The organism is Tianweitania sediminis, assembly GCF_017813335.1.
Classification (GTDB): Bacteria; Pseudomonadota; Alphaproteobacteria; order Rhizobiales; family Rhizobiaceae; genus Tianweitania; species Tianweitania sediminis.
Genome location: NZ_JAGIYY010000003.1, coordinates 162774 through 175086, shown reverse-complemented (window position 1 = coordinate 175086; position 12313 = coordinate 162774). Strand labels below are relative to the sequence as shown.

Below are 12313 nucleotides of genomic sequence, written 5' to 3'. Positions count from 1 at the left end.
TAGCCGTTAAAGCGCTGAAGTAGAACCATTGTGAAACTTCTCTGCTGCACCATATCGGAATGAACCCCGTCTCACACCGAAGCTGAACGTTGCATGACCAAAACAATCCGCAAGGCCGTTATTCCTGCCGCTGGTTTCGGCACTCGCATGCTTCCTGCCACGAAGAGCGTCGCCAAGGAAATGCTGACGGTGGTGGACCGTCCGATCATCGATTACATCGTTGAAGAAGCGTTTGCATCGGGCATCGAGCACGTCGTTGTGGTGATCGGGCGCGGCAAAGGTGTCATTGAAGATCACTTCGACCTCGCTTTCGAACTCGACACGTCGCTGCGCACGAAAGGCAAGCAGACGCTTGCCGACGAAATACACGGCAAGACGCCGGGTGCGGGCTCCATTTCCTTTGTGCGGCAACAGGAAGCGCGCGGTCTCGGCCACGCGGTCTGGGCGGCGAGACATGTGATCGGCGACGAGCCTTTTGCGGTTCTGCTGCCGGACATGCTGATGGTGGACAAGCAGCCCTGTCTCCGCTCGATGGTTGAGGTCTATGCGAAGTCCGGTGGCAACGTGGTGGCCGTGGAGCAGTGCAAGCCCGAAGAGGCCCACAAGTTTGGCATCGTTTCCTTGTCGGGCGATGCGGACAAGAAGATCGTGGGCATGGTTGAAAAGCCGAAGCAGGGCACGGCGCCGTCCAAACTTTACATCTCGGGCCGCTATATCCTCCAGCCGGAGATCTTCCACCTGCTTGAAACGCAAACGCCGGGAGCCGGCGGCGAAATCCAGCTCACCGACGCAATGATCAAGCTGATCGAAACGCAGGAGATGCGCCCCTACGAGTTCGCCGGGCGCACCTTCGATTGCGGTTCGCCGGCAGGCTTCGTGAATGCCAATTTGCACATGGCCATGATGCGGCCCGACATTGCGGACGCAATCGAGGTTGACGAGTACGCGTCCAAGGCGGGCGGCATTCACTAGCCGTCCCGCAGCAGCGGCGCTGAACCGGGCGCCAGCGGTTACCCTGCGTCTGTCACAAAACTGTCATAAAACGGTTGCCTGCGCGTCATGCAGCGTGAATACTCCCGCCTGCGGAAGTTCAACCTTTCGCCAATATGGGAGCGAAACATGAAGACCATCGGCCTTGCGGCTCTTCTCGCCGCATCTACGACCCTGATGTCGACATCGGCCTATGCCGTCACTGAGATCAGCTGGTGGCACGCCATGACCGGCGCCAACAACGAAGTCGTGGAAACTCTGTCGAAGGAGTTCAACGAGAGCCAGAGTGACTACAAGGTCGTTCCGGTCTTCAAGGGCACCTATCCTGAAACGCTCAACGCGGGCATCGCGGCGTTCCGCGCGCGCCAGGCACCAGACATCATCCAGGTGTTCGACGCCGGAACGGGCGTGATGATGGGCGCTGAAGAGGCAGTGAAGCCTGTCGCCGACATCCTCTCGATGGGCGGTCAAACCTTCGACAAGAGCAAGTATCTGGGCGGCATCGTTTCCTACTACTCGAAGCCGGACGGCACGATGCTGTCCTTCCCTTACAACTCGTCCTCGCCGATCCTTTATTACAACAAGGATGCCTTCGAGAAGGCAGGCCTCGACGTCAACAACCCACCCAAGACCTGGAACGAGGTTTGGGACGCTGCCAAGAAGATCAAGGAAAGCGGTGCTGCGCCTTGCGGCTTCACCTCCACCTGGCTGACCTGGATCCAGACGGAAAACTTCGCTGCCTGGAACAACCAGCAGTGGGGCACCAACGAAAACGGCATCGCGTCGCTGGACGTTGATCTGAAGATCAACTCGCCGGTGTTCGTGGAGCATTTCCAGAACCTGGCTGACCTCGCAAAGGACGGCACGTTCAAGTATGGCGGCCGCACCTCCGAAGCGAAGAACCTCTTCCTTTCCGGCGAATGCGCGATGATGACGGAATCGTCCGGCGGTCTTGGTGACGTGGTGAAGTCCGGCATGAACTATGGCACCGGCCAGCTGCCCTACATCGCGGATGCCGAAGGTGCCCCCCAGAACACCATCCCGGGCGGCGCCAGCCTTTGGGTGTTCGGCGGCAAGGAAGACGAGAAGTACAAGGGCATCGCTGCCTTCTTCGAATTCCTCTCGCAAACGCCGATCCAGGCCCGCCTGCATCAGGTTTCCGGCTACCTGCCGGTGACGATGGCTGCGTATGAGGAAACCAAGAAGTCGGGCTTCTACGAGAAGAACCCGGGCCGTGAGATCCCGATCCAGCAGATGATGGGCAAGGCGCCGACCGAGAACTCGAAGGGCGTCCGGCTGCCGAACCTGCCGCAGGTCCGCGACATCCTCAACGAGGAATTCGAGAAGATGCTCGCTGGCAACCAGACGGCACAACAAGCGCTGGACAACGCGGTTGAGCGCGGCAATGCCGCAATCGACCAGGCTCTCGGCAACTAAGCGGCTGGTCGAGAACGACCGACCACGCTAACGCCAAGGCTTCCCCGCATCATGCGGGGAAGCCTTTCCTCGCATCTGCCCGGGTGCGTTTCCCTATCGCGAGGTCCGCTGGGTGAGCCCACGCGTCACATTCCCCCACAAGGTCCTGCCTTACCTGCTCGTGGCGCCGCAACTGGCGATCACGGGCGTGTTTTTCTATTGGCCGGCGAGTCAGGCGATCTACCAGTCGACCTTGCGAGAAGATCCGTTCGGCTTGAACAGCGCCTTCGTTGGCCTGGACAACTTCCGCCGTGTCCTGTCGGACCCAAACTACGTGAACTCCATCCAGGTGACGGCTATCTTCACCGTGGCCACGGCTCTGCTTGCCATGGCTGTTGCGCTGTTTCTTGCCGTCATGGTGGACAAGGTTATCCGGGGGCGCGACTTCTATCGTACCCTGATGATCTGGCCTTATGCGGTCGCACCGGCGATTGCCGGCATGCTGTGGCTGTTCATGTTCAATCCTTCCATGGGCACTTTTGCCTATATGCTGCGGTCTGCCGGCGTCTATTGGGATCCGTTGTTGAACGGGAACCAGGCCATGCTTCTGGTGATCGTGGCCGCCGCCTGGAAGCAGATCAGCTACAATTTCCTGTTCTTTGTCGCAGGCTTGCAGGCGATCCCGAAGACGCTTGTGGAAGCGGCGGCCATTGACGGCGCGGGTGAAACCAAACGGTTCTGGACCATCATCTTCCCGCTGCTCGCGCCCACCACCTTCTTTCTCCTGGTGATCAACACGACCTACGCCTTTTTCGACACGTTCGGCATCATCCATGCCGTGACAGGCGGCGGCCCGGGAAAGTCGACTGAAACCCTGGTCTACAAGGTCTACAACGACGGCTTTGTGAACCTGATCCTGGGTGACAGCGCCGCGCAATCCGTGATCCTGATGGTAATCGTGATCGCGCTGACGGCCATTCAGTTCCGCTACGTCGAGAAGAAGGTGCATTATGGCTGAGGCGCAGGGTCAAGCCAAAGGTGCTGCCGTGGCGCTTGGCCGTCGCGAAGATGGCGCAATGATCGGCATACCTCGCCGGTCGCGTTACATCGCCCACGTTGCGCTGATCCTCGGCATCCTGATCGTTGCCTTTCCGATCTACTACACCTTCGTGGCGTCGACGCATTCGTTGCAGACGATCCTGCGTCCGCCGCTCCCACTGCTGCCGGGCCGCGAATTCTTCAACAACTACTATGAAGCGCTGTTTGGCGGCGTCGGCCGCATCGGCGGGGTCGATGTTTGGACGCTTCTCTTGAACTCCACCATCGTCGCGCTCGGGATCGCGATCGGCAAGATCATCATTTCCCTCTTGTCTGCCTATGCCATCGTGTTTTTCCGGTTCCCGCTCCGGATGGTGTTTTTCTGGCTGATCTTCATCACGCTGATGCTGCCGGTAGAGGTCCGCATCCTTCCGACCTACAAGGTGATGGTCGATCTGAACCTAATCGATACCTATACGGGGCTGATCGTGCCGCTGATTGCATCCGCCACGGCTACGCTTCTGTTTCGCCAGTTCTTTTTGACGATACCCGGCGAACTGGTGGAAGCTGCCCGCGTCGACGGGGCAGGGCCCTGGCGCTTCTTCAAGGATATCCTGCTGCCGTTGTCACGCACCAACATCGCGGCCCTGTTTGTGATCCTCTTCATCTACGGCTGGACGCAGTATCTCTGGCCGCTGCTTGTGACCAACCGCAACGACATGAACACGATCGTGATTGCGCTGCGGAAGATGATTTCCTTCGCCGACGCGGACACTCAATGGCACCTGGTGATGGTGACCTGCATGCTGGCGATCGTGCCGCCGGTTCTGGTTGTGGTTCTGATGCAGCGCTGGTTCGTGCGCGGCCTCGTCGAAACGGAGAAATAAGGCAGTATGGCAACCGTTGAGCTGAACGGCGTCCGCAAGGTTTATGCGGGTGGTGTCGAGGCGGTGAAGGGCGTCGACATCAAGATTGCCGACAAGGCGCTGTGCGTGCTGGTGGGGCCGTCAGGCTGCGGCAAGTCCACGCTCCTGCGTATGATTGCCGGCCTGGAAACGATCTCCGACGGCACGGTTTCGATCGACGGAAAGGTCGTGAACACAATCGGCCCGGCCGAACGCGATATCGCGATGGTGTTCCAGAACTACGCGCTTTATCCGCACATGAAGGTCTACGACAACATGGCGTATGGCCTGCGCAATCGCGGTATGAAGAAACCCGAGATCGATGAACGCGTAAAACGGGCGGCCGAAACGTTGGAACTGTCCGCGCTGCTTGATCGCCGTCCGCGTGAATTGTCCGGCGGCCAGCGCCAGCGCGTCGCCATGGGGCGCGCGATCGTGCGCAACCCGAAGGTCTTCCTTTTTGACGAGCCGCTGTCGAACCTCGACGCGAAGCTGCGCGGCCAGATGCGAGTCGAAATCAAGAACCTGCAGCGGGCACTCGGCGTCACCAGCGTTTACGTCACCCACGACCAGTTGGAGGCGATGACCCTGGCTGACCAACTCGTGGTAATGAATGGCGGTCTTGTGGAACAGATTGGGGCACCTCTCGACATCTACGAACAACCCGCTTCGACCTTCGTCGCGAGCTTCATCGGTGCGCCGCCCATGAACCTGCTGGGCTCTGAGCAGGGCACCAAGGGCGCTTCGCTGACGGTCGGCGATCTTTCGGGCCTGGGCGTCACCGTGCCACCCGGCACGACGACGCTTGGGGTTCGTCCGGAAGATTTCCGCCTCGATGCGCCGGCAGCGGAGGGGCTCAGAACGGAGCTCACCGTGGTGGCGGTTGAACCGGTGGGGGCGGAAAGCTTCCTCCATGGAACCGCAAGTGATTTCCGGATGGTGGTGCGCGTGCCCGGCCGCTCGAGCGCTCAGCCGGGCGACCGCGTGCCGGTGTGGGCCGAGCGTTTCAAGCTGCACTTCTTCGACCGGAACGGCCGCCGTGTTCAAGCTTGAGAACCGTTCACATCGGACCGACCTGCTTCAGGAACCCTTAGCGAAGCCCAGCTACTGCTGGCTTCCACTGGTCATCACGCCTGAGGAGGCACGCTGGCATGCTTCTCGTTCATACCGATCAGGGACGCGCCCTGATCGAACGCCTCGCGGTGGCCGATCCGTCCTTCGACACGCTGTTCTTTGCCAACCGTGCGCTGCTAGGCGCGACGATCGACCCGTATTTCGACCAAACCTCGTTTGAATACCGCGGCAGCAGCTATTTTGCGCAGATTCGCTACGGCTATGATGCCGGTCAAAGCAAGATGTTCGACACGGTGGAGATCTTTACCCAAGGCTTCGAAAAGATCGCGTCGCTCAGCTACATCAACGTGCCGGTTGCGGCTGGCTCTCTGCTTTACCTCGACGACAAGCTTTATCTCACCGGAGCCGATGACAACGTTTATGACGGCGGCGGGACCGACCTTGTGGATCTGTCCGACGGCGACGACATCTACCACTACCTGTCGGGGAGCGACCAGGTAAGTGGGGGCAACGGCCGGGACGTGGTGAACATGACCGTGCCGCACGGTGATGTCCTCGTCGCAAAGCTCGGCACCGCGCACACTCTGACCATCGCGAATGATGCCGTGGTGACCCTTTCGGGTGTGGAGCGGGTTGCGTTTTCCGACGGAGCCGCTCTCGCCTTTGATATCGGCGCCTGGTCAAACGCCGGTGCAGCCTACCGGCTTTATCAGGCGGCGTTCGATCGCGTGCCGGAACAGGCCGGTCTGGGCTTCTGGATCAGGGCACTGGACGAGGGAAGAGGGGACCTCGCATGGGTCGCAACCAACTTCATCGCGTCCGCCGAGTTCCAGCAGACCTATGGTACCCCGCCCAGCGTTTCGGATGCTGCCTTCGTGGATCTCCTTTACCAGAACGTGCTTGACCGCCCCGCAGAGGGTGCAGGCGCGGAGTATTGGCAGGCGGAACTCGCAGGCGGCGCGAACCGCGCGCTGGTTCTTCTGAGCTTTTCGGAAAGCACGGAGAACCAGGCGAAAGTCGCCGCTGCGATCGCTGACGGCATCTGGTTCTAGTGCAGGCTGATCGGCGCCCCGCCATCCGGTAGCGGCGGCGGCTTGAACCGGTCGCGGCGCGTCCAACGCCAAACAAGCAGAACCGCCACGACGCCGAGGCCAGCCAAAAGGCCGATCCAGATTCCTGTGCCGCCCATGTCGAGCTTAAAGCCGAGCAGCACTCCGAGCGGCAGTCCGATGCCCCAATAGCCGATCGCCGCAAAGATCATCGGAACGGTTGTATCTTGCAAGCCGCGAAGCATGCCGCTGCCGACGGCCTGGGCGCCATCCATGATCTGGAACAGGCCGGCGATTGCCAGGAAGACGATCGCAAGCTCGACCACCACCTGGTTTTCCGGTGCATCGAGATCAAGAAAGGCGCTGATCAGCAGGGTCGGAGCCAGGATCATCACCAGCGCAGCGACCGTCATGAAGCCGACACCCAAGACAAAAGCTGTCCAGCCGGCTCGCGTGACCCCGTCCGTGTCTTCGGCTCCGAACGCCAGCCCGACGCGCACGGTGGCCGCCTGGCCAAGGCCCATCGGCACCATGAAGGTGACCGACGCGATCTGGATGGCGATGGCATGCGCCGCCAACGGCGCTGTACCCAGCAACCCCATCAGAAAGGCAGCGGCGTTGAAGATCGAGACTTCGAAGGTCAGGATCGCCGCAATCGGCAGGCCGAGCTTCAGCAGCGCCACGAAGCGCGGCCAGTCTGATCGCCAGAAGCGCCCGAAGATGGAATAGCGGCGGAAAGGCCGGCGGAAGGCAACGACCAGCGCCAATCCAACAAACATCAGCGTGCTGGAAAGCGTGGTCGCCCAGGCAGACCCTGGCAGACCGAGCGCCGGGAATCCGAAATGGCCAAAGATCAGGGCCCAGTTTGCTCCGACGTTGAACACAACCGCACCGGCCACCACGATCAGCGCCCAACCTGGCCGCTCAAGTGCGGAAATGAAGGAGCGTAGGACGAGGTAACAGTGGAACGGCAGCGTGGCCCACATCACGGCGCGCACATAGCTGCCCGCGTCTCCCGCGAGCTTGGGTGCGAGGCCCATCAGCAGGAAAATGCTTTCGGCATTCCACAAGAAGATCCAGGCTGGAAGAGCATAGGCGATCGCAAGCCATAGCCCCTGCCGCACCGTACGCCGCGTTTCGCGCACGGCAAATCTGTTGCGGCCGAGTTCGCGCGCAACCATCGGCGAGGTCGCGAGCACCAAGCCGATGCCGAAGATGGTCGGCAGGAAGTAAAGGCTGGTGCCAAGTGTCGCCGCGGCAATCGCTTCTGCTCCAAGGCGGCCGACCATGATCACGTCGGTCGTGGTCATCGCGGTTTGGCCGAGATTGGTGAGAACCATCGGCCAGGCAAGCAGCAGCATCGCGCGGATCTCAGCGCGCCAAAGCGCCTGGCGGCTTTGCGCGGCAAGCGCAAGGGTGGTCATCTTTTCACCTGCGGGGTTGGAGCGCTGCCGCTTCGCAGAGCAGGGCGGTTGCGCGTCTTCAGCTTCCCCTAGCTGCGCGCGCCTCCCGAGGCAATTGGGCCAGTGGGAGGTTGGCCCAAGCGGCTCACGAGCCGTCAGTCGGGAAGCTCACGTGGGGCAATTTCGCTGCGCCAGCGAATCGAACCCACTTGGCCTAATTTCCCCCAAACGTGTCGCAATCACACGCACCTGCCGCCCTTTTGCCGTTGCAATCTGGGAATTGGGAACAATTGTGGCCGAAATTTTGACATCGCAGATCAGATGCGGAATGTTCGCGCCAACCAAGGAACACCAACGGGAGCACCTTCATGACTTTCTTCAAGAACAACGGAAACGAGGTGCCGGATCACATCCGCGCGGCTGCGGAAGATGTGAAAGCTGGCAACATGGACCGTCGCGAATTCCTGGCGCTGGCCAGCGTGTTCGGCGCGTCCGCCGCGATGGCCTATGGGATGATCGGTATGCCGGTTCCAGCCCGTGCGCAGGAAGCCACTCCTCAGAAGGGCGGCGTTCTGAAGGTCAACATGTTCGTCAAGGCACCCAAGGATCCACGCCTTGCCGATTGGACCGAGATCGCCAACACGATGCGCCAGTCGCTCGAGGCGCTGGTTTATTACACCCCAGAATACACTTTCGAGCCTTACCTGCTTGAAAGCTGGGAAGTGAACGACGACGCGACCGAGTACCTGATGAAGGTCCGCCCGAACGCTGTTTGGAACAATGGCGACAAGCTGACGGCCGATCACCTGTTGTTCAATCTCGAGCGCTGGTCCGACAAGTCCGTGGAAGGCAATTCCATGGTCGCGCGCATGGGCACGCTGGTTGATCCGAACACCGGCAAGATGCGCGAAGGCGGTGCGGTGAAGGTCGACGACCACACTGTGAAGGTCACCCTGACCGAGCCCGATATTTCCTTCATCCCGAACCTCGCGGATTACCCCTGCCTTATCGTCCATCCCTCCTTCGATGAGGATGGCTCCGACTTCACCCGCAACAAGATCGGCACCGGTCCTTTCGACCTCGTGTCCTTCGATGTGGGGCAGCGCGTTGTTTACAAGCGCCGTGAGAATGGTGACTGGTGGGGCGGCGAGGTCATGCTCGATGGCATTGAGTTCATCGACTACGGCACCGATCCTTCCGCTTCGGTCAGCGCGTTCGAGTCGGGCGAAGTTCACGCGAACTATGAAACCACGCCGGACTTCCTCGAAATCCTCGACGGCCTTGGCCTCGAGCGTTCGGAAGCCGTGACGTCGATCACGATCGTGGCGCGCACAAACGTCAACAACAAGCCGTATGATGACCAGCGTGTCCGCAATGCGCTTCAGCTCGGTGTCGACAATGCCGTGGTGCTCCAGCTCGGCCAGGCCGGCGCGGGCATCCCGGCAGAAAACCACCATGTTGCGCCGATCCACCCGGAATATGTGGAGCTGCCGCCGGTTGGCCGCGACGTCGAAAAGGCGAAGGCGCTCATGGCGGAAGCCGGCGCGGCCGATTTCGAGCACGAGCTGATCTCGTCGGATGAGGACTGGCACCGCAACACGGGCGATGCCATCGCTGCCCAGCTTCGCGAAGCCGGCATCAAGATCAAGCGCACGGTTCTCCCGGGTTCGACCTTCTGGAACGACTGGACGAAGTATCCGTACTCGCTCACCAACTGGACCATGCGTCCGCTTGGCGTGCAGGTGCTGGCGCTCGCTTATCGCACCGGCGAGGCCTGGAATGAGACCGGCTGGTCCAATCCCGAGTTCGACCAGAAGCTGGCGCAGGCGCTGTCGATCGTTGATCCGGAAGAGCGCAAGACCATCATGAAGGACATCGAACAGATCCTTCAGGATTCCGGCATCATCATCCAGCCGTTCTGGCGCAAGGTGTACAACCACCACCAGCCGATCGTGCACAACTACTTCCAGCATCCGATGCAGCAGCTCAACCTCGGCAAGGTTTGGCTCGAGCAGGCTTGACCTGACAGCAGCCGGTGGGTTCCGATCCACCGGCACGCCTGCCTCGGCAGCGGGGCAGGCTCTTTCATGAATCCGGTTCTTCGTCGGATTGACTGACCCCAACCCAGGCATCTTCTTTGGACGATGCTGGATCTTCGGCAGGGGCTGCAATGCTGTCTTTCGTTCTGCGCAGACTAGGCGTCATGGCTCTAACCATGGTTGCCTTGACCTTGGTCGTGTTCCTCCTCGTGAATCTCGAGCCCAACTTGAAGAAGCTCGCGATCTCGCAGACGGAGTCCCGAGCGACGATCGAACAACAAGATGCCTGGCTGGAGCGTAACGGCTACAGGCAGAACTTCTTCGTGCGCTACGGGCAATGGCTGGGCGTGGTGAAGAAGCAGCCCAACATCGACCCCGCAACGGGCGAGGCCGTGTCGCGCTTCCGCTTCTGCGACGAGGCTGCCGTGCCAACCTATTCCGGCATCCTGCAGGGCGACTTCGGCTGTTCCACCAAGTTCCGCGTTCCGGTCCAGGAAAAGCTCTTCCCGGCCCTGCGCGCCACCGGCATCCTGATGTTCTGGGTGATGGTAACCATGGTTCCCATTGCCCTTCTGGTTGGCATCCTGGGCGGCATGCGGGAAGGTTCGCGCACGGATCGCAGCCTGTCGGTGGCCTCCATCGCAACAACCGCGACGCCGGAATATGTGTCAGGCGTCATTTTCGCGGTGATCTTTGCGTCCTGGCTTGGTTGGCTGAACGGTTCGGCGGCAAGCGCCACCACGCAAGGGGTCACCTTCAACAACTTTACCTTGCCCGTGATGACCATGGCCATCTACGGCATCGGCTACATCGCGCGCATGACGCGAGCCTCCATGGTGGAGGTCATGACGCAGCAATACATCCGAACCGCGCGTTTAAAGGGTCTGTCCTTCCGCACGGTTGTGGTGCGGCATGCCTTGCGCAACGCGCTGATCGCCCCCTTCACCGTAATCATGCTGCAGTTTCCCTGGCTGCTGACGGGCGTCGTCATCGTGGAAACGATGTTCCGCTACCAGGGCTTCGGCTACGCGCTGGTGGAAGCGGCCGGCAACAACGACATCGACCTGCTTCTCGGGTGCTCGCTGGTTTCCGTTTTCGTGGTGCTGTTCACGCAGCTTCTGTCGGATATCGGCTACGCCTACCTCAATCCGCGCATCCGGGTACAATGATGGCAGACTTCAACATGCGCGACAGGCAGACACCCGCGATCCCCGGCAGGCCAACACGATGAACATCGAAACGGTTGGCGCCGTCCAGATCCTCCTTGGTGTTCTCGGTCGCTTCTGGCCCGTCTGGCTAGCGCTCGTCATCACGTTGGGCCTGAGCTTCTTTTATCGAAAGCGCCTGGGGCTTTACGGCCAGTTGTTCTCAAGCGGAGTCGGAATAGCCGGCGTTACGATCTGCTTCTTCTGGCTTTTCACGGCGATCTTCGCCCCGGAGATCGCTACCTTCGATCCGTTGGCCCAAAACGCCGTTCTGAAGAACGCTCTGCCAGGTGCGATCGTGCCGGAAAGCTATGGCGGCGGCATCTACTTCTTCGGCGGTGACAATCTTTCGCGCGACGTGTTTTCGCGCATGATCTTCGGCAGTCAGATCGTTCTGATCATTGCGCCGGCCGCCACTGCCTTCGCGTTGATGGTGGGGACAACGCTCGGGCTTCCAGCTGGCTATTATGGCGGCAAGATCGACTCGATCCTGTCGTTCCTCGCCAATCTGGTTCTTGCCTTTCCGGTGATCCTGCTTTTTTACCTGCTGGTGACGCCGGCCATCGTGGAAATGGGCTTGCCGCGCTGGATGGCAGGCGTGTTCTTCCTGTTCCCCATCGCCTTTTTCCTGACGCTGTTTTGGACGCGCTTCAAGAACCGCCCGGACCGGCTCTGGCTTTACCTCGGCCTGACGCTCGTCATCGGCGGTTGGGCCTATATGTCGCTGGTGTTCAACGCCGATCCGTTTGGCATCCTTTCGCTCAGCCCCAACGAGCTCAACATCTTTGCAGCCGTGGTGTTTGCGTCGAGCCCGGGCGTGTTTCGCATCGTGCGCGGCCTCGTCATGGACATCAAAACGCGCGACTACGTGGCGGCGGCGCAAACGCGCGGCGAAAGCCCCTGGTACATCATGCTGTGGGAAGTGCTGCCGAACGCACGCGGTCCGCTGATCGTGGATGCTTGCCTGCGTGTCGGCTACACCACTATTCTCCTCGGCACGCTCGGCTATTTCGGCTTGGGGCTGGCGCCGGAAAGCCCCGACTGGGGCACCGCCATCAAGGATGCAAGCCGGCTGCTGCGCTCCTACGTCCATCCAGCGATCCCGCCGGCTGTTGCATTGATGTCCTTTGTGCTCGGCCTAAACCTCCTGGCGGATGCGCTGCGCGAACAATCCATGAAAGATTGAGGAGACGG

General features: G+C 60.7%; 10 protein-coding genes. 9 read left to right on the top strand and 1 reads right to left on the bottom strand.

Features of this window, described 5'->3' with window-relative positions; translation table 11 throughout:
* Positions 1 to 93 precede the first annotated feature (93 nt).
* From J5Y06_RS11385 to J5Y06_RS11360, 6 genes are all read left to right on the top strand, one after another.
* Complete coding sequence (locus J5Y06_RS11385; RefSeq protein ID WP_209335282.1) at positions 94 to 972, top strand: UTP--glucose-1-phosphate uridylyltransferase; 879 nt, start codon at positions 94 to 96, stop codon at positions 970 to 972.
* Between the two features lie 147 nt (positions 973 to 1119).
* A complete protein-coding gene (ugpB, locus tag J5Y06_RS11380) occupies positions 1120 to 2427 on the top strand; it encodes a sn-glycerol-3-phosphate ABC transporter substrate-binding protein UgpB (RefSeq protein ID WP_209335281.1) in 1308 nt (435 codons plus the stop codon).
* 112 nt (positions 2428 to 2539) lie between these two features.
* Positions 2540 to 3424: a sn-glycerol-3-phosphate ABC transporter permease UgpA gene (gene ugpA, locus J5Y06_RS11375; protein WP_209335280.1), complete on the top strand. Its 885-nt coding sequence runs from the start codon at positions 2540 to 2542 to the stop codon at positions 3422 to 3424.
* Positions 3425 to 3482: 58 nt separating this feature from the next.
* Complete coding sequence (ugpE, locus tag J5Y06_RS11370; RefSeq protein ID WP_209335546.1) at positions 3483 to 4331, top strand: sn-glycerol-3-phosphate ABC transporter permease UgpE; 849 nt, start codon at positions 3483 to 3485, stop codon at positions 4329 to 4331.
* A gap of 6 nt (positions 4332 to 4337) precedes the next feature.
* Positions 4338 to 5402, top strand: a complete 1065-nt coding sequence (locus J5Y06_RS11365) for a sn-glycerol-3-phosphate import ATP-binding protein UgpC (protein WP_209335279.1) — start codon at positions 4338 to 4340, stop codon at positions 5400 to 5402.
* A 98-nt stretch (positions 5403 to 5500) separates the two neighbouring features.
* Positions 5501 to 6475, top strand: a complete 975-nt coding sequence (locus J5Y06_RS11360; RefSeq protein ID WP_209335278.1) for a DUF4214 domain-containing protein — start codon at positions 5501 to 5503, stop codon at positions 6473 to 6475.
* Here the strand turns inward: J5Y06_RS11360 and J5Y06_RS11355 are convergent.
* A complete protein-coding gene (locus tag J5Y06_RS11355; RefSeq protein ID WP_245247785.1) occupies positions 6472 to 7896 on the bottom strand; it encodes an MATE family efflux transporter in 1425 nt (474 codons plus the stop codon). The genes J5Y06_RS11360 and J5Y06_RS11355 overlap by 4 nt on opposite strands.
* Before the next feature lie 347 nt (positions 7897 to 8243).
* Between J5Y06_RS11355 and J5Y06_RS11350 the strand changes: the two genes are divergently transcribed.
* From J5Y06_RS11350 to J5Y06_RS11340, 3 genes are all read left to right on the top strand, one after another.
* Positions 8244 to 9896 (top strand): ABC transporter substrate-binding protein, encoded by a 1653-nt coding sequence (locus tag J5Y06_RS11350; RefSeq protein WP_209335277.1) that lies wholly within the window; start codon positions 8244 to 8246, stop codon positions 9894 to 9896.
* Positions 9897 to 10045: 149 nt separating this feature from the next.
* Positions 10046 to 11083, top strand: a complete 1038-nt coding sequence (locus tag J5Y06_RS11345) for an ABC transporter permease (protein WP_209335276.1) — start codon at positions 10046 to 10048, stop codon at positions 11081 to 11083.
* A gap of 58 nt (positions 11084 to 11141) precedes the next feature.
* Positions 11142 to 12305 carry an ABC transporter permease gene (locus J5Y06_RS11340; RefSeq protein ID WP_209335275.1) on the top strand — a complete coding sequence of 388 codons (1164 nt, stop codon included), beginning with the start codon at positions 11142 to 11144 and terminating at the stop codon, positions 12303 to 12305.
* Positions 12306 to 12313: the final 8 nt, after the last annotated feature.